Raw genomic sequence first — 23592 nt, forward strand, 5'->3', positions numbered from 1 at the left:
GGCCGCCGGGCTCTTGGACCGACGGGCAGCGGTGGGACGCCGCTCCGCCGTGGATCGGATCAACACTCGGTCCTCCGGGCAGAGTGTCGGCGCGTGCCTGTGGGGGAGCACGCACGTGGGGGAAAGCAGATTGGCGCCGAAGCTATGTGGTCTGAACCACATAGGTCAATAGGTCTGTACCAATTGGTAATCAATTCCCCAACCCCGCCGCTCCGCAGACCCCCCTCCACCCGTCACCCCGACCTCACCACCACCACCCGCCCCACCACCCCTGCAGCCCCCGAAGCACCTCCCCGGAGACCCCCGTAACCGATCGCCCCCGCACTCGTTCGCACACACGGGGGACGGGCGCACACGAGCCCTAAGGGGGAGCACCATGCCTGCCGAGTACACCCGTGACCTGCTCACAGCGAAGGCCGCAGCCGCCACGTCGCTCGACGAGATGCTCGTCGCGCTGGGCAAGGAGCCGAACAAGGACCGCCGCAAGTACCTGCGACGCAAGCTGACCGAGTTCGCCGTCGACACCTCGCACTTCCGCCCCGGGGGAAGCGTCTACACCCGGGACCTCCTGCAGGAGGCGGTCGACGCCTCCCACAGCATCGCCGGGGCCGTGCGCCACCTCCAGCTCCGGCAGGCCGGCGGCACCCAGGCGCACATCGGGCGCCGGATCAAGGCCCTCGGCATCGACATCTCACACTTCACCGGACAGGCTCACAACCGCGGCAAGCACTCGACCAAGTGGCTCTCCCCCGAGCAGATCCTGGTCCGGCGACCGCCGGAGGCCAAGCGACTGCCCGGTGCCCGCATCCGCGCCGCACTGGCCGAACTCGGCCGACCGGAGCTCTGCGAGGGGTGCGGCACCGGCCCCGAGTGGCTGGGGCGTCCGATGACCTTGGAGGTCGACCACATCAGCGGGGACTGGTCCGACAACCGGCCGGACAACCTGCGCCTGCTGTGCCCCAACTGCCATGCCGTCACCGACACTTACTGCGGCCGCAACAGGAAGCGCCGACCCGGGCCCGCCCGGTGCGGCGCCCAGGGCGGGCCGCGGCCCGGAATGACGGTGTCCCCGCACCGCACGACCCCCTAGACTGAAGGCCGTGCGGCCTTGGCGTAACTGGCAGCCGCGTGGGTTTTAGGTGCCCATGGGAGAAATCTCGTGAGGGTTCGAGTCCCTCAGGCCGCACTGGGCTTCGAAACGAAGGCCCGCCCGGAGTGATCTCCGGGCGGGCCTTCGTCGTTCCCGGAGTTCCGGATCAGCCGATCAGCTCGCGGACCACCGGGGCGAGGGCGCGGAACGCCTGGCCGCGGTGGCTGATGGCGTTCTTCTCCGCCGGGGTGAGTTCGGCGCAGGTGCGGGTCTCGCCGAGGGGCTGGAGGATCGGGTCGTAGCCGAAGCCGCCGTCGCCGGCCGGGGTGGTGCGCAGGGTGCCGAGCAGGCGGCCCTCGACGACGCGCTCGGTGCCGTCCGGGAGGGCGAGGGCGGCGGCGCAGAAGAAGTGGGCGCCGCGGTGCTCGGGGGCGATGTCGGAGAGCTGGGCGAGCAGCAGGTCGAGGTTGGCGCGGTCGTCGCCGTGCTTGCCGGACCAGCGGGCGGAGAGGATGCCGGGGGCGCCGCCCAGGACGTCGACACAGAGGCCGGAGTCGTCGGCGACGGCGGGCAGTCCGGTGGCGCGGGCGAGGGCGTGGGCCTTGAGCAGGGCGTTCTCGGCGAAGGTGATGCCGGTCTCGGGGACGTCGGGGATCTCCGGGTAGGCGTCGGCGCCGACCAGTTCGACGTCCAGGCCGGCGTCGCCGAGGATGTCGCGGAGTTCGGCGACCTTGTGCTGGTTGCGGGTGGCGAGGATGAGTCGGGTGGTCATGGATCCACCCTAAACGGACAGCGGCCGTGAGTCCTCGTCAGCCGGTGCAGACCTTGGTGAGGTTGGAGGCGGCGTTGCCGAGCGGCTTGAAGTCCGGGACCTGCTTGTTGTTGACGGCCTGCTGGACCCTGTCGACCTGGGTGTTGAGGTCGTTGATGGCCTGGACGACGTCGGTGTCCTTGGAGTTCTTGCCGAGCTGGTCGAGGTCGTTCTTGAGCTTCTGCAGCGCCTGCCCGGCGGCGGCCGAGTCGTTGCTCGCGTTGCTGTAGGCGTTGCTGACCTCGTTGATGTCCCCGGTGATCCTGACGGCGGTGTTGCCGCAGTCGAGTGCCTTCTGGGCGGCGGAGCAACTCACGGCGCTGAGGGGGAGGATGGCGATCAGGCCGGCCACGGCGAGCATGGTGGGGCGGGCAATGCTCTGGGGCATCCGGTCCTCCTGGGTGCGCGGGTCTCCGGAAGGGAAGGACGCGCGCTGAGGGGTGCGCGGTTCCCGGAACGGGGTGCTGCCGGAACCGTACGGGCTCCGGACCCGGCGTGTACAGCGACCTGGTCCGGAGCCCGGGGGATTTCGCGGAACCGAGACGGAACCGGTATCCGGGGCGTGCCGGCGTCAGCCCTCCAGCTCGCCGAGGACCTTGCGCTGGACCTCGTCGAGCTCGGCGCAGCCGAGGGTGCCGAGGTCCAGCAGCTGGTCGAGCAGGGCGCGGTCGAAGGGGGCGCCCTCGGCGGTGCCCTGGACCTCGACGAAGCGGCCGTCGGAGGTGCAGACGATGTTCATGTCGGTCTCGGCGCGGACGTCCTCCTCGTAGCGGAGGTCGAGCATGGGGGTGCCGTCGATGATGCCGACGCTGACGGCGCTCACCCCGCCGGTGAGCGGCTTGCCCTTGGCGCGGAGCAGCTTGCGCTCGCGGGCCCAGGCGACGGCGTCGGCGAGGGCGATGTAGGCGCCGGTGATGGCGGCGGTGCGGGTGCCGCCGTCGGCCTGGAGGACGTCGCAGTCGAGGACGATGGTGTTCTCGGCGAGGGCGCGGTGGTCGACGACGGCGCGCAGCGAGCGGCCGATGAGGCGGCTGATCTCATGGGTGCGGCCGCCGAGGCGGCCCTTGACGGACTCGCGGTCGCCGCGGGTGTTGGTGGCGCGGGGGAGCATGGAGTACTCGGCGGTGACCCAGCCTTCGCCGCTGCCCTTGCGCCAGCGGGGGACGCCCTCGGTGACGCTGGCGGTGCACAGCACCTTGGTGTCGCCGTAGGAGATGAGGACGGAGCCTTCGGCGTGCTTGCTCCAGCCCCGTTCGATGGTGACGGGGCGGAGCTGGTCGGGGGTGCGGCCGTCGATGCGTGACATAGGCACCGAGCGTAGTCGGTTGCGGGGGGTGTCCCGGGCGTGCCGCGGCCCGCCGACCGGAGGGGTCGGCGGGCCGGGGTGGCGCGGGCGCGGGGCCGGGGTCGGGGTGACGCGGCCGGGCCGGCGCGGGCGCCGGACGGAGCGAGCCGGTGGGCTCAGCTCACATCATGTCCTCGATGTCGGCGGCGATCGGGTCGGCGTCGGTGCCGATGACGACCTGGATCGCGGTGCCCATCTTGACGACGCCGTGGGCGCCGGCGGCCTTCAGCGCGGCCTCGTCGACGAGGGAGGCGTCCTTGACCTCGGTGCGAAGGCGGGTGATGCAGCCCTCGACCTCTTCGATGTTGTCGATGCCGCCGAGACCGGCGACGATCTTCTCAGCCTTGCTGGCCATTGCTTTCTCCCTCTGTCTCGGCTCGTCGGCTGCTCTGCCGGGTGCCGTGCTGCGCGGTGACCTCGGTCGCGGGTGACGCGTGGTCAGTGGTCGGTCGTGCCGTGGCGTGCTGTCGGAGCAGCGCGACCAGCATGACGTGATCCGGACCGATATGTCACGTTAGTCCACTTTTGGCCCACTCCGACGCGCATACCCCTGGTCGGCACCCGAGGATGACGAGCAGCGGGGCCGGTCTCCCGGTGCGCGGACTGCGTCCCAAAGTGGTCTACACCAATATAGGTGTACTCCGATGAACGCAGGAAGGGCCCCGGGTGTTCCCGGTCCCCGCCCGAGGTCCCGCCGGGGACCACCGGACGGCAACCGCACTCGGAGGGCGAAGGATGAGTTCGGCAGGCGCCGCGGCGTCGCAGACCACGTGGTGGCACACCTTCTACGGCGGACTCCAGAAGATGGGCCGCTCGCTCCAGCTGCCGGTGGCGGTGCTCCCGGCCGCCGGCATCCTCAACCGGCTCGGGCAGCCCGACGTCTTCGGCAAGGACGGCCTGGGCTGGGACAATGTCGCCAAGGTCTTCGCCGCGGCGGGCGGCGCGCTGCTGGACTCCTCGCTCGGCCTGCCGATGCTGTTCTGCATCGGGGTCGCGATCGGCATGGCCAAGAAGGCCGACGGTTCGACCGCGCTCGCCGCGGTGGTCGGCTTCCTCGTCTTCTACCGGGTGCTGCACGCCTTCCCCGAGCACTGCCAGCCTCCCACGGTGCTGGTCAGCGACCAGTGCGTGGACTACACCTCGGCGAAGGCGGCCGCCGCGACCTACCAGAACCCCGGGGTGCTGGGCGGCATCCTGATCGGTCTGATGTCGGCCTGGCTCTGGGTGCGGTTCCACCGGACCCGGCTGGTCGACTGGCTGGGCTTCTTCAACGGCCGTCGCCTGGTGCCGATGATCACCGCCCTGGTCGGGATGGTCATGGCCTGTCTGGCACTGTGGGTCTGGCCGCCGATCGGGCGGGGCCTGAACGACTTCAGCCAGACCCTGGCCGACCTGGGGTCGGTCGGCGCGGGCATCTTCGGCGTGGCCAACCGGGCCCTGCTGCTGATCGGCATGCACCAGCTGCTGAACACCTTCGTCTGGTTCCAGTTCGGCGAGTTCACCAAGCCGGACGGCACGGTCGTGCACGGCGACATCCCGCGCTTCCTGGGCGGGGACCCGACGGCCGGGCAGTTCCAGTCCGGCTTCTTCCCGATCATGATGTTCGCGCTGCCGGCCTGCGCGCTGGCCATCGCGCACGCGGCCAAGCCGCACCGGCGCAAGGAGATCTACGGCCTGATGGTCTCGCTGGGCCTGACCTCCTTCGTGACCGGCGTCACCGAGCCGATCGAGTACTCCTTCGCCTACATCGCCCCGGCGCTGTACGCGGTGCACGCCCTGCTGACCGGTGCCTCGATGGCGATCACCTGGGCGCTGGGGGTGCACGACGGCTTCAGCTTCTCGGCCGGCCTGATCGACTACGCGATCAACTGGAGCCTGGCCACCAAGCCCTGGCTGATCATCGTCATCGGCCTCTGCTTCGCCGCCGTGTACTACGCGCTGTTCCGCTTCATCATCGTGAAATTCGACCTGAAAACTCCGGGGCGGGAGGACGAGAGCGAGGTCGAGGACGTGACCAAGGCATAAACCGAGCGTCACCGCCGCCAATCCGAAAAGGCCCCCGGACCCTAGGACCGGGGGCCTTCGGCATATCCGGCCCGGGCCGATGGTCCCGGTGCGGAACGCCGGTCCGTCACCGGTGACGAGCCATCGGTGACCTGCCGGGGAGTCGCCGGGCCCTCCGGCTTTTTGTTGCGCAATTAGCCAAAATCCCAATCACGGCGGGTAATCAAGATCGTTGATCCGCAAGTAGGTTTCGATTTCATAGCGCTTCCCACCAGTACCGCTTTCGAGGGTTCCGCGCCCCCTCCACCCGTGCTACAAAACTGGTCTACACCACGTGTGGTGTAGACCAGTTCGCGGTTCGGCCCCTGTGCACCCTCCCCCCGACCGACCCGCCCTTGCCGTTAGGAACCCACCCCCATGAGTCAGTCTGCGCAGGCACCGGCGCCCGCCACGGCTCCGGCCACGCCAAGTGCCGCCAAGAAGTTCGGCCAGAACACGCTGCAGGGTCTCCAGAAGATCGGCCGCAGCCTCCAGCTGCCGGTCGCCGTCCTCCCCGCCGCCGGCATCCTGCTGCGCCTCGGCCAGGACGACGTCTTCGGCAAGGACGGCCTGGGCTGGGGGAAGGTCGCCACGGTGTTCGCCACCGCCGGTGACGCCGTCTTCAGCAACCTCGCGCTGCTCTTCTGCGTCGGCGTGGCGATCGGCTTCGCGAAGAAGGCCGACGGCTCGACCGCGCTGGCCGCCCTGGTCGGCTTCCTGGTCTACAAGAACGTGCTCACCGCGTTCCCGGTGGACGGATCGGTCACCGCCGCCCTGCCGAAGGGCAAGCCGCAGGACCCGGGCGTCTTCGGCGGCATCATCGTCGGCCTGCTCAGCGCCATCATCTGGCAGAAGTACCACCGCACCAAGCTGGTCGACTGGCTCGGCTTCTTCAACGGCCGCCGCCTGGTCCCGATCCTGATGGCCTTCGTCGGCACCCTGCTCGGTGTCGTGTTCGGCCTGGTCTGGGGCCCGATCGGCACCGGCCTGACCAACGCCAGCGACTGGCTGACCGGCCTCGGCGCCGGTGGCGCGGGCATCTACGGTGTCGCCAACCGCATGCTGATCCCGGTCGGCATGCACCAGTTCCTGAACACCTTCTTCCAGCAGCAGGTCGGCAGCTTCACCGACGCCTCCGGCGCCACCTGGACCGGCGACATCCCGCGCTTCTTCCACGGTGACCCGACCGCCGGCCAGTTCATGTCCGGCTTCTTCCCGATCATGATGTTCGGCCTCCCGGCCGCCGCCCTCGCGATCGCCTACTGCGCCCGGCCCGAGCGCCGCAAGGCCGTCCTCGGCATGATGATCTCGGTCGGCCTGACCAGCTTCGTGACCGGTGTCACCGAGCCGATCGAGTTCTCCTTCATGTTCATCGCCCCGGTGCTGTACGTGATCCACGCCCTCCTCACCGGCCTGTCGATGGCGGTCACCTGGGGCCTCGGCGTGCACGACGGCTTCGGCTTCTCGGCGGGTCTGATCGACTACCTGCTCAACTGGAACCTGGCCACCGACCCGTGGCTGATCATCCCGATCGGCCTCGCGTTCTCCGCCCTGTACTTCTTCCTCTTCCGGTTCGCGATCGTCAAGTTCGACATCAAGACCCCCGGCCGCGAGGACGACGACGAGATCGAGGACGTCACCAAGGCGTAACGTCCGGAACCACCCGCACGCCGCTCACGGCCCCGCCCCGCCACCCGCTCCCCCGGGTGGCGGGGCGGGGCCGTTCGCGTGTCCTCCCCGCCGCCCGCCCGTCGGGACGGCGGTTGACGAACCGGCGGGAGCGCTGGTCAACTGGGACCGTGAACGCCTCCCGCCCGCTGGTGACCCGCAGCCACATCGACTTCGGTCGCGTGTGGTCCGCGGCGTGTCGCGGCTGACCCGAGCGTTCCCCCCGCCGCCGCCCGGCTGACGTCCCGCCGCGGCCCGGCCGTTCCTCCCGCCTCCCGCGCCCGCCCGTGACCCGGGTCGGCCGCCCCGTGCCCGCCCGCGTCCCGCCCGTCCCCGCAGCCGGGGCGCGGGCCGGTCCGCGACCGCCGCACGCACCTCTCCCGCACGAGGAAAGTCAAGGCCACCCATGCCCCGCCAGCTGCACCTTTCCGCCGCCCTCGACAGCCCCGGCCGGTTCGACGCCGACCACTTCACCGCCCTCGCCCGGCTCGCCGAGCGGGCCACCCTCGACTTCGTCACCCTCGACGACTCCTACACCCCCGAACCCCGCCGGCTCGACGCGCTGGCGACCTTCGCCCGGCTCGCCCCGGTCACCCGCGGCCTCGGGCTGGTCCCGACCGTCACCACCACCCACACCGAGCCCTTCCACACCTCGATCGCGGTCAACACCCTGGACTGGGTCAGCGAGGGCCGGGCCGGCTGGCTGGTCGGGGTCTCCGACACCGGGGCCGAGGCCAGGGCCTTCGGCCGCCGGGGCACCGCCCCCGCCGAGGAGCTCTGGGCCGAGGCGGCCGACGCCGCCGAGGCCGCCTCCCGGCTCTGGGACAGCTGGGAGGACGACGCGGAGATCCGCGACACCGCCACCGGCCGCTTCGTCGACCGCGCCAAGCTGCACCACATCGACTTCGAGGGTCCGTACTTCTCGGTCCGAGGGCCGTCCATCACGCCGCGCCCGCCGCAGGGCCGCCCGGTGATCGCGGTCACCGTCGCCGCCGCCGACCTCGCCCCGGACGCCGGCCCCGGCGGCCGCGCCCGGGTCGCCACCGCCGCCCGGTACGCGGACGTCGTCCTGCTCGACGCCCCCGACCGGGCCGGCCGGCTGACCGCCGCCACCGAGCTGCGGCTGCGCGGCGGCGAGGCGCTGCGGATCCTGGCCCGGATCCCGGTCGCGCTCACCACCGCCGCCGCGACCGCCGCCCTGCTCGCCGAGGCCACCGACGGCGGGGGCGGGGTGGACGGCTTCCACCTGGTCCCCACCGACCCGGCCCGCGACCTCGCGGTGCTCGCCGACCACGTGGTGCCGGCCCTGCGCGAGCGCGGCCTCTTCCGCGCCGGCTACACCGGCCGCACCCTGCGCGACCGGCTCGGCCTGGCCCGGCCCGCCAGCCGCTACGCACCGGCCGCCGCCGGAACCGCGCCCACCACCGCCGCGTCCGCCGCCGGTACGCCCACCCGCCCCGCCGCGACCACCGAGGTGACCCGATGACGGACCGTCCGCTCAAGCAGATCCACCTCGCCGCGCACTTCCCCGGCGTCAACAACACCACGGTGTGGACCGATCCGGCCGCCGGCAGCCAGATCGCCTTCGAGTCCTTCCGCCACCTCGCCGCCACCGCCGAGCGCGGGCGGTTCGACTTCCTCTTCCTCGCCGAGGGCCTGCGGCTGCGCGAGGTCAAGGGCCGGATCCACGACCTGGACGTGCTGGGCCGCCCCGAGTCGATCACCGTGCTGAACGCGCTCGCCGCCGTCACCACCCACCTGGGGCTGGCGGCGACCGTCAACGCCACCTTCAACGAGCCGTACGAACTGGCCCGCCGCTTCGCCTCGCTGGACCACCTCTCCGGTGGCCGCGCAGCCTGGAACGTGGTCACCTCCTCGGACGCCTTCACCGGCGAGAACTTCCGCCGCGGCGGCTACCTCGACCGTGCCGACCGCTATACCCGGGCCGCCGAATTCGTGCAGCTGGCCCGGGAGTTCTGGGACGCCGCGGGCACCGGCACGGTCAGGCACCGGGGCCCGCAGTTCGACGTCGAGGGCACCCTCTCGGTGCCCCGTCCGCCGCAGGGCCACCCGGTGGTGATCCAGGCCGGGGACTCCGACGAGGGCCGCGAGTTCGCCGCCGCCACCGCCGACGTGGTCTTCAGCCGGCACTCCACCCTGGCCGCCGGGCAGGCGTTCCACACCGACGTCAAACGGCGACTGGCCGCGTACGGGCGCAAGCCGGACGAGCTGAAGATCATGCCCGGGGTGACCTGGGTGCTGGGCGACACCGAGGAGGAGGCCGTCGAACGGGCCGCCGCGATCCGCCGCGCCCAGGTGAGCCCGGCCACCACCGTCGCCTACCTGGAACAGGTCTGGGGTGTCGACCTCTCCGGCCACGACGTGGACGGCCCGCTGCCGGCGGCCGACCCGGTGCGCGGCTCCGGGCTGGTCCAGGGGCGGACCTCGCTCGGCGATCCGCTGGAGATCGCCGCCGAGTGGCGGGCGGTGGCCGCCGCGAAGGGGCTCAGCAGCCGCGAGCTGGTGATCGAGGTGACCGGCCGGCAGTCCTTCGTCGGCACCCCGCAGAGCGTGGCCGAGCAGATCGACCGCCATGTGCAGGGCGACGCCGCGGACGGCTTCGTCCTCGTCCCCCACCTCACCCCGGGCGGGCTGGACGAGTTCGTGGACCGGGTGGTGCCGCTGCTCCAGGAGCGCGGGGTGTTCCGCACCGAGTACACCGGGACGACCCTGCGCGACCACCTCGGCCTGCCGGTCCCCGGCCGCCGCTGAGACACCGCCACCGAGACGTCGTCACCGGACCCGCCGCCACCGGAGGCACTGCCACTGCGCGCGCCACCGCCGGAGCCGCCCGTCCGGGCCGGCCGGGGTCCGGTCCCCGGCCGGCCCGGACGGGCTCAGATCTCGTAGACCGCCCCGGCCCGGGCGATCTCGACCGGCCCTGGATAGGCCGCGGCCGCGTCCCGCCGGTTGAGCTCCGCGTCCGTCCACGGCGGGATGTGGGTGAGCACGAGCCGACGGGCGCCGGCAGCGGTGGCGTGCTCGCCCGCCTCGCGGCCGTTGAGGTGGACCGCCCGGTAGGTGTCCCGGCCGTCCAGGTAGGCGGCCTCGCACAGGAAGAGATCGGTGTCCCGGGCGAGCTCGACGAGGTCGGCGCTCTCCCCGGTGTCACCGGAGTAGACCAGGCTGCGGCCGCCGTGCCCGAGCCGGAAGGCGAAGGCGTCGACGGGGTGGTTGACCTGGGCGACGTCGATCCGGAAGGGGCCGAGGTCGAAGCGGCCCGGGGTGAGGGTGCGGAACTCGAACACCTCCTTCATCCCCGGGTTCTCCGGCATGTCGTAGGCGCGGGCCATCCGTTCGGCGGTGCCCGCCGGGCCGTAGACGGGCATCGGCGCGGGGCAGCCCTCGGCCCGGTAGTTGCGGGCGACCCAGTAGGCGCACAGGTCGATGCAGTGGTCGGCGTGCAGGTGGCTCAGCAGGATCGCGTCGACCTCGTAGATCGAGGCGTACTTCTGGAGGGCGCCGAGCGCGCCGTTGCCGAGGTCGAGCACGACCCGGTAGCCGTCGGCCTCCACCAGGTAGCTGGAGCACGGCGAGTCGGCCGACGGGAAGCTCCCCGAGCACCCCACCACGGTCAGTTTCATCCGAGCCCCTCCGCCCCGACACGTCCTGGCTGCCGCTGGTCATGACAGCGGGCCGGGAGTACCGGCCGGAGGCGCTGCCCTGCGCGTGTTGTCGAGAGTAAGGGCGGAGCGGCACTTTGCCCCCGTCTCCGTGCCGTGCTGTGGCTGGAATCACCAGAACGCCGGGGGGACGGGGGACGGACGGTGCGCCGGTGGCGGGCCGCCGCCGGCACCGGGCGGCTCAGCGGCGGCCGGGGCGTCGGCGGGCCCAGGCCCGGACGGTCTCGGGGTACCACCGCGGGTGACCGCCGCCGTCGACCAGGTCGGGTTCGGGGAGCAGTCCGTGCCGCCGGTAGTTGCGCACGGTCTCCGGCTGGACGTTGATGTGACGGGCGATCTCGGCGTACGACCACAGCTCGGTGCTACGACTCACGGGCCACCTCCGCTGGTGCGTGGGAGACGTTCGTGAGCAGCCTTTCCACGCCGGGCGGCGGCCTCGCACCGGAACGGCCGCCGTGGTCGTACCGTGACGAACCGGAAGCACGGTACGGACAAATCCCCGATCGTCACGACCGGGGCGGCACGGGTTTCAGGCCCAGAGCTGGCCCTGCAGCGCCTCGACGGCGGCCTCGGTGGACTCCGCGGTGTAGATGCCGGTGGAGAGGTACTTCCAGCCACCGTCCGCGACCACGAAGACGATGTCGGCGCGCTCGCCGGCCTGGGCGGCCTTGCGGCCGACGCCGATCGCCGCGTGCAGGATCGCGCCGGTGGACACGCCGGCGAAGATGCCCTCCTCCTGGAGGAGTTCGCGGGTGCGGCGGACGGCGTCGGCGGAGCCGACCGAGAAGCGGGTGGTCAGCACCTCGGCGTCGTACAGCTCCGGGACGAAGCCCTCGTCGAGGTTGCGCAGCCCGTAGACGAGGTCGTCGTAGCGGGGTTCGGCGGCGACGATCCGCACGCCCGGGACCTTCTCGCGCAGGTACCGGCCGACGCCCATGAGGGTGCCGGTGGTGCCGAGCCCGGCCACGAAGTGGGTGACGGTGGGCAGGTCGGCGAGGATCTCGGGGCCGGTGCCGGCGTAGTGGGCGCCGGCGTTGTCGGGGTTGCCGTACTGGTAGAGCATGACCCAGTCGGGGTGCTCGGCGGCGATCTCCTTGGCGATCCGGACGGCGGTGTTGGAGCCGCCGGCGGCGGGCGAGGGGATGATCTCGGCGCCCCACATGCGGAGCAGTTCGCGCCGTTCCTCGCTGGTGTTCTCGGGCATGACGCAGACCATCCGGTAGCCCTTGAGCCTGGCCGCCATGGCGAGCGAGATGCCGGTGTTGCCGCTGGTGGGTTCGAGGACCGTGCAGCCGGGGGTGAGCCGGCCGTCGGCCTCGGCGCGCTCGATCATGTGCAGGGCCGGACGGTCCTTGATGGAGCCGGTGGGGTTGCGGTCCTCCAGCTTCGCCCACAGGGTGACCGCGCCGTCGGTGTTGCCGGGCACCGCGGCGGACAGCCGGGGCAGGCGGACCAGCGGGGTGTTGCCGACGGCTTCGAGCGGGCTGTCGTATCGCAAGGGGTCCTCCGGCGGCGGCGGTGTGGTCGGATCCGGTCGGGCGGGGGCCCGCCCCGGCCCGGGCGGTGCGCGGGCCGGGGCGGGCGGGGTGTCAGCGGGCGCCGCCGGCGACGGCGGGCAGGATGGTGACGCTGTCGCCGTCGGCGAGGGCGGTGGAGATGCCCTCCAGGAAGCGGACGTCCTCGTCGTTCAGGTAGACGTTGACGAAGCGGCGCAGTTCGCCGCCGTCCAGCAGACGGGCGGCGATGCCCGGGTGGCGGGCGTCGAGGTCCTGGAAGAGTTCCCCGAGGTTGCTGCCGGAGCCCTCGACGGCCTTGGCGCCGTCGGTGTAGGTGCGGAGGATGGTCGGGATGCGGACCTCGATGGCCATGGCTGCGCTCCTGTGCGAGTCGTGAGGTGGGTGGGCCGCAGCGGGCGCGGCAGGGCGTGACGGCCCGGGGCGGCGGGAGCCGCGGGCGGGCCGGGACGGGCGGCTCAGCGCGAGCGCGCCGGCGTACCGGGACAGATCGCGCCGGCGTGCCGGCACAGGTCGATGTGCAGGCGCGCCACGAGGCGGGTGCCCGGGGCCTGGTTGCTCACATCGACGGAACGCATGGGCTCATCGTATAGATTCCCGGGCCCGCTCCTCCATGCCCGTCCCGGCATCCGGATGGTTCCGTCCCCCATGTCGAGACGCCCCGGGGAAAGCAGTGGCCCGCCGACCACTCGCGGACGGTCGGCGGGCCTCGCCCAGGTGGGTGCGGGTCAGGCCCCGTGGGCCTCGACGACCTGGACGTCTTCCTCCGTGATCACACCGTCCACGATGCGGAACGAGCGGAACTCGTACGGGTCCTCGTCGCCGTTGCCCTCGGCGGTGGAGACCAGGACGTAGTGGGCGTTCGGCTCGGAGGCGTAGCTCACGTCGGTGCGCGAGGGGTACGCCTCGGTGGCGGTGTGGGAGTGGTAGACGATCACGGGCTCCTCGTCCCGGTCGTCCATCTCACGGTAGAGCTTCAGCAGGTCGCCCGAGTCGAACTCGTAGAACGTGGGTGAGCGGGCGGCGTTGAGCATCGGGACGAACCGCTCGGGGCGGCCGCTGCCTTCCGGACCGGCGACCACGCCGCACGCCTCGTCCGGGTGATCGGCGCGGGCGTGGGCGACGATCGCGTCGCGCAGTTCTCGGGTGATGGTCAGCATGGCGTCAGGATGCCACGCCCCGGCGGCTCGCCGCCGGGGCGTCCACGAGGGGCGGGGGTGCCGTCTCAGTGGGTGTCCGGGCCGTCGCCGCCGGTCGCGTGGAGGTGGTCGTGGGCGACCGCGTGGATCGCCTCGGGGCGGCGGCGCTTGAGCACCTGGTAACCGGCGACGAGCAGCACCGCCCACACCGGGAAGACGTACAGCGAGATCCGGTTGTCCGGGTCCAGCGCGATCAGCACGACCACGAGGACGAGGAAGGCGAGCGAGGCCCAGCTGCTCCAGACGCCACCGGGCGCCTTGAAGGTGGGCGGCGGCAGGTGACCGTTCTGCCACGCCTTCCGGTAGCGGATCTGGCAGATCAGGATCATCGCCCAGGTCCACAGGCCGCAGACGGTGGCGACCGAGGTGATGTACTCGAAGGCCCGGGCCGGGACGACGGCGTTCAGCACCACGCCGGCGCCCATCAGCAGGCAGGAGAGGGTGATCGCGACCGACGGCGTGCGGTGGGAGTTGAGCTTGGTCAGCCGTCCGGGGGCCTGGCCGCGCATGGCGAGGTCGCGCAGCATCCGGCCGGTGGAGTACATGCCGGAGTTGCAGGAGGAGAGCGCGGCGGTGAGCACCACGAAGTTGATGATGCCGGCCGCCGCGGGGATGCCGATCTTGCCGAAGGCGGCGACGAACGGGCTGACGCCGGGCTGGAACTCGGTCCACGGCACCAGCGAGAGGATGATCACCAGGGCGCCGATGTAGAACAGCGCGATGCGCCAGGGCAGGGTGTTGATGGCGCGCGGGAGGGTCTTCTGCGGATTCTCGCTCTCCCCCGCGGTGACGCCGACGAGCTCGACGCCGAGGTAGGCGAACATGACGATCTGCAGGGTCATCACGGTGGCGCCGATGCCCTTGGGGAAGAAGCCGCCGTTCTCCCACAGGTGGGTGATCGAGGCGGTGTCGCCGGCGTCGCTGAAGCCCAGGGTGAGGACGCCGATCCCGATCAGGATCATGCCGATGATCGCGGTGACCTTGACCATGGAGAACCAGAACTCGATCTCGCCGAAGAGCTTCACCGAGATCAGGTTGGCGCCGTAGAGGATCACCAGGAAGACCAGCGCGCTGAGCCACTGCGGGATGTCGGGGGCCCAGAACCGGACGTAGACGGCCGCGGCGGTGGTCTCGGCCATGCCGGTGACCACCCAGAACAGCCAGTACGTCCAGCCGGTCACGTAGCCGGCGAAGGGGCCGAGGAACTCCCGGGCGTACTCGGCGAAGCTGCCGGAGACGGGGCGGTAGGTGAGGAGCTCGCCGAGCGCCCGCATGATCGCGAAGATCACCACGCCGGCGACCGCGTAGGACAGGATCAGACTGGGGCCGGACTTGGAGATCGCGGTGCCGGCGCCGAGGAAGAGTCCGGTGCCGATCGCGCCGCCGATGGCGATCATCTGGATCTGGCGGCTGCCGAGCCCCCGCTCGTAGCCCTCCTCGTCCGGTTTCGCGTCGACGACCTCGTCGTAGAGCCGTTCGGCCATGGTGCACCGTCCTGGATGGGATCTCGTGGTGGGACTCGTGGGGGTGGGGAGCAGTCGTACCACGCCCGATCCGGGTAGCGGTGTCCATCTGAGCGATATTTGAGCATGTCCCGATAGGGTTTCGCCCGTTCTGACCGGAAAAGCCCCGGCCGCCCGTCCAGTATGCGGACGGGCGGCCGGGGCCTGCTCCGTACTTCGACGGCCGCTTCCGGGCGGCCCGGCGGCTCAGCCGGCCATCGCCTCCAGCAGCGACTCCTGCAGCGCCCCGAGCCACAGGTAGGCCATCACCAGCGGCTTGCGGTCGTCGCTGTCCGGCAGCTCGTAGAGACCCTGCTCGTCGTCGTCGGCGACCTCCAGACGCACCCCGAGGGTCAGCCGCAGGTCGTTGAGCGCGCCGAGCCAGTGCCGGCAGCCGACGGCGTCGAGCTCGACCGTCCCGTCCTCCCCGCCCAGGCCGTCCAGGGTGCGGACGGCGTACAACGCGTCCTCCCGCTTGCGGGTCCGCAGGTCGGGCTCGGTGAAGCGGCGGAACTCCGCGGCCGCCTCCCGGGACTCCCGGTCGCCCGGTCCGGCGGGGTCACCGTAGGCGTCGGGGAAGAGGCGCGCCAGCGCCGGGTCCGCGGGCGCCTCGGTCGGCCCCTCCGCGAACAGCGCCGCCAGCGGGTCGCCGCCGTCCCCGCCCGGGCCGGGCCCGATCAGCTCCAGCATCTGCACTTCCAGCGAGCGCAGGATCGAGGCTTCCAGCTCCTCCAGCGCGAGCACCGCGCCCCCGCCACCGGCACTCTCGAACAACCCAGCCATCGGTATCGGTCAGCCCGTCTTCGTCTTCGTCGTTTGCGCTGGCCCGCGGCGGTGGTGCCGCGGCCTCAGTCGTGCTGCAGGGTGGCCCAGAGCCCGTAGCCGTGCATCGCCTGGACGTCGCGCTCCATCTCCTCGCGCGAGCCGCTGGAGACCACCGTCCGGCCCTTGGTGTGCACCTCCATCATGAGCTTCCTGGCCTTGTCCTTCGGATAGCCGAAGTAGCTCTGGAAGACGTACTGGACGTAGCTCATCAGGTTGACCGGGTCGTTGTGCACGATGGTGACCCAGGGGGTGTCCGGTTCCGCCACCGGTACGCCCTCGACCTCCGGGCGCTCGATCTCCACGGGCGCGACACTCACCGCGGGGTCCCTCCTGTCGCCTGGCTCTCCAGGTGGCTCCCACCTGGCCGTCACGTGGTTGCCACGTGCCCCTTCAGCCCCATGCTGCCATCCGGGGGACCTCGGGGCGATTCCGCCCCCCGGGGCCGCGAGACGCTCCCGACCCGCTCCCGACCCGCCCGCGAGGGGGGCGCGCGCCGTCCGCGAGGAGCCCCGCGACGCGCCCGCCGACGATCCGCCACGAGAAATCGTCACTTTGACGCTAAGGGGTAGTAGCATCATCCTCATGGACGCCACTTCCGTGCCCGCGGCCGGCTCGACCGCGCTGCTCACCGACCGCTACGAGCTCACCATGCTCCAGGCCGCCCTGCGCAGCGGGGCGGCGCACCGCCGCTCCGTCTTCGAGGTGTTCACCCGCAGGCTGCCCGCGGGCCGGCGCTACGGCGTGGTCGCCGGCACCGGCCGGGTCCTGGACGCCGTGGAGAGCTTCCGCTTCACCTCCGCCCAGCTCGACTGGCTCGCCGGCCAACGGATCGTCGACGAGGAGACCCTGCGCTTCCTCGCCGACTACCGGTTCACCGGCGACATCCACGGCTACCCCGAGGGCGAGGTCTACTTCCCCGGCTCCCCGCTGCTCACCGTCGAGGGCAGCTTCGCCGAGGGGGTGATCCTGGAGACGGTGATCCTCTCGATCCTCAACCACGATTCGGCGATCGCCGCCGCCGCCTCCCGGATGACCTCCGCCGCCGGCGGACGCCCGGTGATCGAGATGGGCGCCCGGCGCGCGCACGAACAGGCCGCCGTCGCCGCCGCCCGCGCCGCCTACGTGGCCGGCTTCACCGCGACCTCCGACCTGGAGGCCGGCTTCACCTACGGCATTCCCACCACCGGGACCGCGGCGCACGCCTTCACCCTCGTCCACGACAGCGAGCGGGACGCCTTCCGGGCGCAGATCGACTCGATGGGCCGGGGCACCACGCTGCTGGTCGACACCTACGACCTGCGGGAGGCCGTGCGCACCGCCGTCGAGGTGGCCGGCCCCGAACTGGGCGCCGTGCGGATCGACTCCGGCGACCTCACCCTGCTCGCCCACCGGGTCCGCCGCCAGCTGGACGAGCTCGGTGCCACGGACACCCGGATCATCGTCACCTCCGACCTCGACGAGTACGCGATCGCCGCGCTCGCCGCCGCCCCGGTGGACGGCTACGGCGTCGGCACCAGCCTGGTCACCGGCAGCGGGCACCCGACCTGCTCGATGGTCTACAAGCTGGTCGCCCGGGCGTCCGGCCCGGACGGCCCGATGGTCCCGGTCGCCAAGCGCTCGGCCGGCGGCAAGACCAGCGTCGGCGGGCGCAAGTGGGCGGCCCGGCGCCCGGACGCGGACGGTGTCGCGGACGCCGAGGTCGTCGGCACCGGAACGGTCCCGGCCGAGCTGGCCGCGCACGTGGTGCAGGTGCCCCTGGTCAAGGCCGGCGAGGTGGTCGGCCGGGAGCCGCTGGAGGCCGCGCGGGAGCGGCACGTCCGGGCCCGGGCGGCGCTGCCGCTGTCGGCGACCCAGCTGTCCAAGGGCGATCCGGTGCTGGCGACCGAGCTGCACGTGTGACACCGGGGCCGTCGGGTCGGCGCGGGTCGGCGGGTCGGCGCGGGTCGGCGGGTCGGAGCAGGTCGGCGGAGCGGGTCGTCGCGTCGGCGCGGGTCGGCCGGTCGAGTCGGCGGGCCCGCACTCCGGTTCCCCGCGACCGTGGCGTGGGCCGGATCCGCACGACGGTTCGTGGACGGGCCGAAGCGCCGGGCCCTCCCCGGGCCTTCCGCCCCCGGATGCCACTCCCTACAGTCGACCGTAGAGTTCCCCTCACACGGGGTCTGAGGTCCCCTCACGCCCCCTCCCCCACGTCCTCCGCAGGACCCCACCGGACCGAGGAATACCAGCCATGCACCGGGCACTGATCGTCGTCGACGTGCAGAACGACTTCTGCGAGGGCGGCAGCCTGGCCGTCGCGGGCGGGGCCGAGGTGGCCGCCGCGATCACCGACCTCATCGCCGAGTCCGCCCCCGGCTACCGGCACATCCTCGCCACCCGGGACAACCACATCGACCCGGGGGACCACTTCTCCGACGACCCCGACTACGTGCACAGCTGGCCGGTGCACTGCGTCGCGGGCACCGAAGGGGTCGGCTTCCACCCGAACTTCGCGCCCTCGGTCACCTCCGGCGCGATCGAGGCGGTCTTCGACAAGGGCGCCTACGCCGCGGCCTACAGCGGCTTCGAGGGCGTGGACGAGAACGACCGGGGGCCCGCCGAGTGGCTGCGCGAGCGGCAGGTCACCGAGGTGGACGTGGTCGGCATCGCCACCGACCACTGCGTCAAGGCCACCGCGCTGGACGCGGCGCGGGCCGGGTTCACCACCCGGGTGCTGCTCGACCTCACCGCCGGGGTGGCCGCGCCGACCACCGCCGCGGCGCTGGACGAGCTGCGGGCCGCCGGGGTGGAACTGGTCGGCACTCCGATCGTCGGGGGCTGAGCCGGGCCCCGTCCCGCCTTCGGGAGCGACGCCCGGGACCGTCCGGCGGCAGCGACGGCTCCGGATTCCCGGGCGCTCACCGCTCGGTGACCAGCAGCTCCACCACGTCGGTGCCGCCCAGCCGGAACGCCTCCCGCAGTTCGGCGCCGACGGCGTCCGCGTCCTCGACCAGCCGCGCGCCGGACACGTACACCACCCGGACCCCGAGGTACTCCATCCGGTGCTGCCCGCCGCGCACCCAGGCCGCCTCGCCCTCGCTGACGCAGCGCAGTTCCGAGTCGACCTCGACCGCGACACCCGCCTGCGGCCAGTAGAGGTCCGGTACGGCGATGTAGGTGCCGCCGCGCATCCGCAGCTCCGGGGAGGTCAGCGGCACCGGCAGCAGCCACTCGTCCACCAGCTCGCCGACCCGGTCCAGCACCCGGTCCCGCTCGGCGGCCAGCAGACCGTCCAGCACGGCCCGCACCCGGGGGTCGGCGGTCAGACCCGACTCCGCCAGCTCGGCGGCCAGCTCCCCCGCCGAACAGCGGAGCTCGGGCCGGCGGACGGCCTCGGAGAGCACTTCCCGGACCGGCGCGGGGGCGAACACCCCGGCGTCCGCGCCGGCCGTCCACTCGGCGGAGGTCCACTCGCGCAGCGCGTCGGCCACCGCCCTGGCGACCGGCGCACAGGCCAGGCCGTGCACCGAGCGGGCCACCAACTCCCGCTCGGTGCGGCGGATCCGCACCTCCCCGGCGTCCTTCAGCCGGCGCTGGCGCGGCACCAGCACGTCCACCCCGGTGACCGCCGGCAGCCGGGGCACCGCCGCGAAGCCGTAGAGGGCGAGCGCGGCCGCGCCGGTGATCACCGCCCCCTCCCGGTGCCCCTCCTCCCGGCCGTTCTGCGCCGCGTACAGCAGCGCGGCCCACATCCGCTGCTCCGGCGAGGGTTCGCCGGACTGCATCAGGTAGACCCGGGGCAGCATCCGCTGCCAGGGCCCGCCGCGACGGCAGTGCTCGCTGACGACCCGGGACGGCACGCCCCTGGCGCGCAGCTGACCGGCAGTGAGGACGTTCTGCTGACGGCGCGCCAGCTCCTCCAGGGAGGGCGGCGGCGTGGGAATCCGGTAGTTCATGCCGACACCATCCCCAACGCTCAGCGGCCTCTCCCGGGCGCCTGACGCACTGTTACCCAACCGTCGCGAAACCGGGACCAGCCCGCACTAAAGTCCTCATACCCTCACCCATTCGGAGGAATGGGTGATCATCGTCTTGTCATACTCGATCACACTCGATCGACCACCAGGATGTCTGACCGTGCGTGACCAAGCACATACGGCAAAGTCACCTCCGGGCGTCACTCCAGCCCGCCGGATTGCCTACCCTTAGTACATGTCACGTGACGAGACCGCCGGCCTCCGCGCGGCCCAGCTCCGCCTCGGACGCCTGCCCGGATACGTCCGCCGGCCGGACCCGGCCCGCCGCAGCGGCGCACAGGGCCATACTTACAAGAAGGGCTGGGAGGTCCGCTTCACCGCGCGCAGCGAAGCGGAGATAGCCGAGATCCGCGACCTGGTGGTCGCCGCCGGATTCGCCCCCGCCCGCCCCTTCTTCAAAGGCCATCAACTGATCCAGCCCGTCTACGGAATGGCGGCCGTCCAGGCGTACCTGGCGGCTAGACAGGCGGCCGAGGACCATGCGGCGCGCACCGCCCCCGCCGGGCGGGTCCGCGGGGCCGCAGAGGCCCCCGGGGCCGCCAGGTTGCGATCGGCCACCAGGGCCGCGCACGAGGCCGCCCGGGAGGCCGCGTACGAGCCCCGCGGGCTCCGGGAGGACCCCGGCCGCGGTGCGCCGGACCCCGACGCACCGGACACCGGGCCGCCGGACGTCGGACCGCCGGACATCGAACTGCCCGACATCGGGCGGCCGGACCACGGCACGGCCGGCGTCCGGCCCGAGCACACCCGGGGCCGGGAGCCCGAACGGGAACATGAACGGGAACACGAACGGGAACGGCTGGCCGTGGCCGAGGAAGTGGCCCGGACCGCAGGGGCCGCGGCTGCGGCGGCCGCGCGGCGAGCCCGCCGCCGGGCCGCGGAATCCTTCCCCGCCCAACTCGCCCGGAGCGCCGCGCCGGACGACCTGACCGCTCCGACGAAGACCCGCAACACAACCTGACAGTTCGTCAACTCTTTACTCGTACACGGCATTCAGCCGACGAAGGGCCGGGCACGCGGGATGCGTGCGACGGGGCCGGCCCACCGCCCCACCCGATCCGGAACCACGCCGCCAGGCCGCTGCCCGCGCCATCGTCGCAGCCCGGCCCGGCCCGCCCAGCGCGCGAGCGGTGGTGCGTCCGGTGGTGCGGGCGCGGCTTCGCGCCGCAGGCGTGGACGAGAACCGCCGAACCGCCTACGGTGGCACATCACACCCCCCGCGGTGGCGCACCGACCGATCCGCCACCACCGCCGCACCACCCCGCTGACCGGCCACGAAGCACCGCACCCCAGCCTCTGACACCACTGCGCAGCACTCCACGCCCCTCCGCCACCGCCGCACCGCAGGCCGACCCTCGGTCGGCCACCGTCGGAACCGGCCGCACGGCGACTCCTTCCGGGCATTCCATCCGATTGGTAACCCAGCGCACCGAGCGCCTACCGTAGAGTGAGCACAGATGATCGACCGTCAGATGCCCATCTCACTTGCCGAGAAGCCGAGATGACCCAACGCCACGACAGCACCGCCGAGCCACCCCCGGGACTCGGCGAACCACCCGCCGTACCACTGGAGTTCGCCGCGTTCTGCGAACTGCACCGGCCGCGGTACCTCAGCTACGCCCGGGTCTGGCTGCCCGACCCGGACCGGGCGACCGGAGCCGTCCAGCAGGCGTTCGCCGAAATCGCCGTCCAGTGGCGCGAATTGCTGGGGAGCTCGAATCCCACCGCGCACGCCTGGCAGATCCTGCGCACCACCGTCGACGAACACACCAGGCAGAGCGGCCTGCCCTCCAGCCGCCCCAGCGCCCAGGACCGCCCCGGCCACGCCGCCGACGACGACCTCGCGATCCTGCACTACGTCGTCGGCCTCGCCGCGCCCGAGATCGCCGACGTCGTCGGCACCGACACGGCCAGCGTGGCCGGCCGGCTCCGCCGCACCATGCTGCGTGAGGCTTCCGGCTGGTGAGCCGCCGCCCGGGCCCGCCCCGGACCGCCCCCGGCCCGCGCCCGGCCGGCCCCGCGCGAACCCACTCAGACCCGCACGCCGGTCACGTCGTACAGGTGGTGCACCGGGTCGTGGATCAGATAGCGGGCGAACGACTCCACCGTGAAGCGCGCCCCGTCGGAACGGTTGCCGGTCCGCGCCCATTGCGCGCCCGCCACCCCCTCGAACGCCGCCGCCAGCACCTCCGCGGCCTCCGCCAGCTCCTCCGCCACCACGTCCGGCCGCTGCTCGCCGTAGCGCTCGGCGACCGCCGTCGCGTCCTGGTCCCAGTTCGCGAACAGCGGGTCGTCCCGGTCCAGCATCAGCTCCAACCGGACCCGGAACAGCCGGAAGACATCACGGACGTGGCACGCGTATTCGAGGTCCGACCAGATCTCCGGACGCGGACGACGGCCCAGCGCCTCCGGGTCGCCGCACAGCACCGCCGTCCACCTGGCCGCGTTCGCCCGGACCATCCCGGCCACGTCCTCCCGCACCACGGCGCCCGCGTCCAGCCCGCAATCGGCGCAGGGCTGCTCCAGCACCCAGGTCCAGTCCTTGGTGTCGGGGACGATCGCGTCGGCGGTCACGGCGGTGAGAGCGGTGACGGCGGCGTCCGCGTCCGTGAGGGCGGCGGGCTCGGGCGAGGTGCGCTCGGAATTGGTCATGCGCCCAGGATGGCCGCGCCCCGACCGCACCCACCAGCGGCGTCAACGCCAGCGGCCGCCGAAATCCTGCCAGCCCTACCGCTCCACGCGCTCGGAAGCCTCCCGTGCGGCGAGCAGCTCCGCCAGATTCGCCCGGCTCCAGTCGCACACGGCGTCCATCGGCCCCAGCAGCGTCCGCCCGAGCGGCGTCAGCGCGTACTCGACCCGCGGCGGGTTCTCCGCGAACTCCGTCCGCTCCAGCACGCCGTCCTGCTCCATCGACCGCAGCGACTCGGTCAGCACCTTCGCCGTGATCCCCACCAACGGCACCCGCAGCTCCGAGAACCGGCGCGGGCCACCCTCCAGACACCGCAGGATCCGCCACGCCCACTTCTTCCCGCCCAGCACCGGAACGGTCGGCACGGGGCAGTCCGGGTCGAAGAAGTCCGGTGGCAGCGGCGCGGGCGCGGTCCGAGTCATCCCCCGACCGTAACCGAACAGAGCTCCCCGCCGGTACCGTTGAAGTAACCGGCACCCCCCGGTCTACCGTCACCGCGACGGCGGACGGCCCCCTGGCCCCGCCCCGCCCCACCGACGGAGACCGCCATGGACCGCACCCCCGCCCTCACCACCGACCTCGTCGTGTTCGGCGCCGGCGGCCAGGTCGGCCGCGCCGTCGTCGCCGAGGCCCGACGCCGCGGACTGACCGTCACCGCCGCCGTCCGCGCCCCCGAACGGCACCCCGACCTGGCCGGCCCCGGAGTCGCCCTGATCCCCTGCGACGTCACCGACCCCACCGCCGTCGCCACGGCCGCGCGGGGCCACGCCGCCGCCGTCAGCACCGTCTACACGCCCGACGTGCCCGCCGGCGACTTCTACCCCGCCGCCACCCGCGCCCTGATCTCCGGCCTCGCCACCGCGGGCGTCCACCGCCTCGTCCACGTCGGCGTCGCCACCACCCTCGAAACCGCCCCCGGCGTCGCCGTCCACGACGACCCCGCCTTCCCCGAGGCGTACCGGGCCTTCTCCCTCGGCCACACCGCCGCCCTCGACCTGCTCCGCGACTCCCCCGCCACCCTCGACTGGGTCGTCGTCACCCCGCCCCTCGACCTCGACCGCACCGCCCCCGGCACCGGCCACTACCGCGTGGGCGGCCCCCAGGTCCTCGGCGACCGGATCGCCCAGGCCGACCTGGCCACCGCCGTCACCGACCAGCTCACCGGCCCGGCCGCCCGCCACCGCGAGCAGATCGCCGTCGCCGAATAGCC

Annotated in this window: 26 protein-coding genes and 1 tRNA gene; 11 read left to right on the forward strand and 16 right to left on the reverse strand. The window is 72.7% G+C overall.

Going from position 1 to position 23592, the window contains the following annotated elements; translation table 11 throughout:
- Nucleotides 1-376 precede the first annotated feature (376 nt).
- On the forward strand, nt 377-1090 hold the full coding sequence (locus ACIQ9P_RS24885; RefSeq protein WP_402360099.1) for an HNH endonuclease: 714 nt from the start codon (nt 377-379) through the stop codon (nt 1088-1090).
- A 12-nt stretch (nt 1091-1102) separates the two neighbouring features.
- Nucleotides 1103-1186: transfer RNA gene (locus ACIQ9P_RS24890), tRNA-Leu, on the forward strand.
- A 70-nt stretch (nt 1187-1256) separates the two neighbouring features.
- Here ACIQ9P_RS24890 and rdgB read toward each other — a convergent pair.
- The 4 genes from rdgB to ACIQ9P_RS24910 form a co-directional block, all read right to left on the reverse strand.
- Nucleotides 1257-1862, reverse strand: coding sequence for an RdgB/HAM1 family non-canonical purine NTP pyrophosphatase (gene rdgB / locus ACIQ9P_RS24895; protein ID WP_402360102.1), 606 nt, complete (start codon nt 1860-1862; stop codon nt 1257-1259).
- A gap of 37 nt (nt 1863-1899) precedes the next feature.
- Nucleotides 1900-2289, reverse strand: coding sequence for a hypothetical protein (locus ACIQ9P_RS24900; RefSeq protein ID WP_402360105.1), 390 nt, complete (start codon nt 2287-2289; stop codon nt 1900-1902).
- A 183-nt stretch (nt 2290-2472) separates the two neighbouring features.
- Nucleotides 2473-3207: a ribonuclease PH gene (rph, locus tag ACIQ9P_RS24905; RefSeq protein WP_402360108.1), complete on the reverse strand. Its 735-nt coding sequence runs from the start codon at nt 3205-3207 to the stop codon at nt 2473-2475.
- A gap of 160 nt (nt 3208-3367) precedes the next feature.
- Nucleotides 3368-3601 (reverse strand): glucose PTS transporter subunit EIIB, encoded by a 234-nt coding sequence (locus tag ACIQ9P_RS24910; RefSeq protein WP_030060521.1) that lies wholly within the window; start codon nt 3599-3601, stop codon nt 3368-3370.
- Between the two features lie 380 nt (nt 3602-3981).
- On the opposite strand from ACIQ9P_RS24910, the gene ACIQ9P_RS24915 reads away from it, so the two are divergent.
- The 4 genes from ACIQ9P_RS24915 to ACIQ9P_RS24930 all read left to right on the forward strand — a co-directional run bounded on the left by ACIQ9P_RS24915 (nt 3982) and on the right by ACIQ9P_RS24930 (nt 9729).
- Complete coding sequence (locus tag ACIQ9P_RS24915) at nt 3982-5271, forward strand: PTS transporter subunit EIIC (protein WP_402360111.1); 1290 nt, start codon at nt 3982-3984, stop codon at nt 5269-5271.
- 396 nt (nt 5272-5667) lie between these two features.
- The gene (locus ACIQ9P_RS24920; protein WP_402360114.1) at nt 5668-6939 is read left to right on the forward strand and encodes a PTS transporter subunit EIIC; all 1272 of its coding nucleotides are present in this window, start codon (nt 5668-5670) and stop codon (nt 6937-6939) included.
- Nucleotides 6940-7363: 424 nt separating this feature from the next.
- Nucleotides 7364-8443: an LLM class flavin-dependent oxidoreductase gene (locus ACIQ9P_RS24925; protein ID WP_402360117.1), complete on the forward strand. Its 1080-nt coding sequence runs from the start codon at nt 7364-7366 to the stop codon at nt 8441-8443.
- Complete coding sequence (locus ACIQ9P_RS24930; protein ID WP_402360119.1) at nt 8440-9729, forward strand: NtaA/DmoA family FMN-dependent monooxygenase; 1290 nt, start codon at nt 8440-8442, stop codon at nt 9727-9729. The genes ACIQ9P_RS24925 and ACIQ9P_RS24930 overlap by 4 nt, the downstream gene beginning before the upstream one ends.
- A gap of 125 nt (nt 9730-9854) precedes the next feature.
- Here the strand turns inward: ACIQ9P_RS24930 and ACIQ9P_RS24935 are convergent, their stop codons facing one another.
- The 9 genes from ACIQ9P_RS24935 to clpS all read right to left on the reverse strand — a co-directional run bounded on the left by ACIQ9P_RS24935 (nt 9855) and on the right by clpS (nt 15997).
- Entirely contained in the window at nt 9855-10601 is a 747-nt protein-coding gene (locus tag ACIQ9P_RS24935; RefSeq protein ID WP_402360122.1) for an MBL fold metallo-hydrolase, read from the reverse strand.
- Between the two features lie 220 nt (nt 10602-10821).
- Entirely contained in the window at nt 10822-11013 is a 192-nt protein-coding gene (locus tag ACIQ9P_RS24940) for a MerR family transcriptional regulator (protein ID WP_402360125.1), read from the reverse strand.
- Nucleotides 11014-11169: 156 nt separating this feature from the next.
- The gene (locus ACIQ9P_RS24945) at nt 11170-12138 is read right to left on the reverse strand and encodes a PLP-dependent cysteine synthase family protein (RefSeq protein ID WP_402360130.1); all 969 of its coding nucleotides are present in this window, start codon (nt 12136-12138) and stop codon (nt 11170-11172) included.
- A 91-nt stretch (nt 12139-12229) separates the two neighbouring features.
- On the reverse strand, nt 12230-12508 hold the full coding sequence (locus tag ACIQ9P_RS24950; RefSeq protein ID WP_402360133.1) for a MoaD/ThiS family protein: 279 nt from the start codon (nt 12506-12508) through the stop codon (nt 12230-12232).
- 104 nt (nt 12509-12612) lie between these two features.
- The gene (locus ACIQ9P_RS24955; RefSeq protein ID WP_317621128.1) at nt 12613-12732 is read right to left on the reverse strand and encodes a putative leader peptide; all 120 of its coding nucleotides are present in this window, start codon (nt 12730-12732) and stop codon (nt 12613-12615) included.
- A gap of 150 nt (nt 12733-12882) precedes the next feature.
- Complete coding sequence (locus tag ACIQ9P_RS24960) at nt 12883-13314, reverse strand: Mov34/MPN/PAD-1 family protein (protein ID WP_402360136.1); 432 nt, start codon at nt 13312-13314, stop codon at nt 12883-12885.
- Nucleotides 13315-13379: 65 nt separating this feature from the next.
- Nucleotides 13380-14837 carry an amino acid permease gene (locus tag ACIQ9P_RS24965; RefSeq protein ID WP_402360139.1) on the reverse strand — a complete coding sequence of 486 codons (1458 nt, stop codon included), beginning with the start codon at nt 14835-14837 and terminating at the stop codon, nt 13380-13382.
- Nucleotides 14838-15062: 225 nt separating this feature from the next.
- The gene (locus tag ACIQ9P_RS24970; RefSeq protein ID WP_402360141.1) at nt 15063-15638 is read right to left on the reverse strand and encodes a DUF2017 domain-containing protein; all 576 of its coding nucleotides are present in this window, start codon (nt 15636-15638) and stop codon (nt 15063-15065) included.
- A gap of 65 nt (nt 15639-15703) precedes the next feature.
- Nucleotides 15704-15997 (reverse strand): ATP-dependent Clp protease adapter ClpS, encoded by a 294-nt coding sequence (gene clpS / locus ACIQ9P_RS24975; RefSeq protein WP_402360144.1) that lies wholly within the window; start codon nt 15995-15997, stop codon nt 15704-15706.
- 265 nt (nt 15998-16262) lie between these two features.
- Here clpS and ACIQ9P_RS24980 point away from each other — a divergent pair, with 265 nt between their 5' ends.
- Together ACIQ9P_RS24980 and ACIQ9P_RS24985 are read left to right on the forward strand one after the other, a co-directional pair.
- Entirely contained in the window at nt 16263-17579 is a 1317-nt protein-coding gene (locus ACIQ9P_RS24980; RefSeq protein ID WP_402360147.1) for a nicotinate phosphoribosyltransferase, read from the forward strand.
- A gap of 328 nt (nt 17580-17907) precedes the next feature.
- On the forward strand, nt 17908-18498 hold the full coding sequence (locus tag ACIQ9P_RS24985) for an isochorismatase family protein (protein WP_402360150.1): 591 nt from the start codon (nt 17908-17910) through the stop codon (nt 18496-18498).
- 76 nt (nt 18499-18574) lie between these two features.
- Here ACIQ9P_RS24985 and ACIQ9P_RS24990 read toward each other — a convergent pair whose 3' ends face one another.
- Nucleotides 18575-19612, reverse strand: coding sequence for a hypothetical protein (locus tag ACIQ9P_RS24990; RefSeq protein ID WP_402360153.1), 1038 nt, complete (start codon nt 19610-19612; stop codon nt 18575-18577).
- A gap of 256 nt (nt 19613-19868) precedes the next feature.
- On the opposite strand from ACIQ9P_RS24990, the gene ACIQ9P_RS24995 reads away from it, so the two are divergent.
- Together ACIQ9P_RS24995 and ACIQ9P_RS25000 are read left to right on the forward strand one after the other, a co-directional pair.
- Nucleotides 19869-20654 carry a hypothetical protein gene (locus ACIQ9P_RS24995; protein WP_402360155.1) on the forward strand — a complete coding sequence of 262 codons (786 nt, stop codon included), beginning with the start codon at nt 19869-19871 and terminating at the stop codon, nt 20652-20654.
- A 540-nt stretch (nt 20655-21194) separates the two neighbouring features.
- Nucleotides 21195-21659 carry an RNA polymerase sigma factor gene (locus ACIQ9P_RS25000; protein WP_402360158.1) on the forward strand — a complete coding sequence of 155 codons (465 nt, stop codon included), beginning with the start codon at nt 21195-21197 and terminating at the stop codon, nt 21657-21659.
- A 65-nt stretch (nt 21660-21724) separates the two neighbouring features.
- On the opposite strand, the gene ACIQ9P_RS25005 is transcribed toward ACIQ9P_RS25000, so the two are convergent.
- Nucleotides 21725-22345 carry a DinB family protein gene (locus ACIQ9P_RS25005; RefSeq protein WP_402360161.1) on the reverse strand — a complete coding sequence of 207 codons (621 nt, stop codon included), beginning with the start codon at nt 22343-22345 and terminating at the stop codon, nt 21725-21727.
- A 75-nt stretch (nt 22346-22420) separates the two neighbouring features.
- A complete protein-coding gene (locus tag ACIQ9P_RS25010) occupies nt 22421-22804 on the reverse strand; it encodes a winged helix-turn-helix transcriptional regulator (protein WP_402360164.1) in 384 nt (127 codons plus the stop codon).
- Between the two features lie 126 nt (nt 22805-22930).
- Between ACIQ9P_RS25010 and ACIQ9P_RS25015 the strand changes: the two genes are divergently transcribed.
- Nucleotides 22931-23590 (forward strand): NAD(P)-dependent oxidoreductase, encoded by a 660-nt coding sequence (locus ACIQ9P_RS25015; RefSeq protein WP_402360167.1) that lies wholly within the window; start codon nt 22931-22933, stop codon nt 23588-23590.
- The last annotated feature ends 2 nt before the right edge of the window (nt 23591-23592 follow it).

Source organism: Kitasatospora sp. NPDC094019, from assembly GCF_044764505.1.
Classification (GTDB): Bacteria; Actinomycetota; Actinomycetes; order Streptomycetales; family Streptomycetaceae; genus Kitasatospora.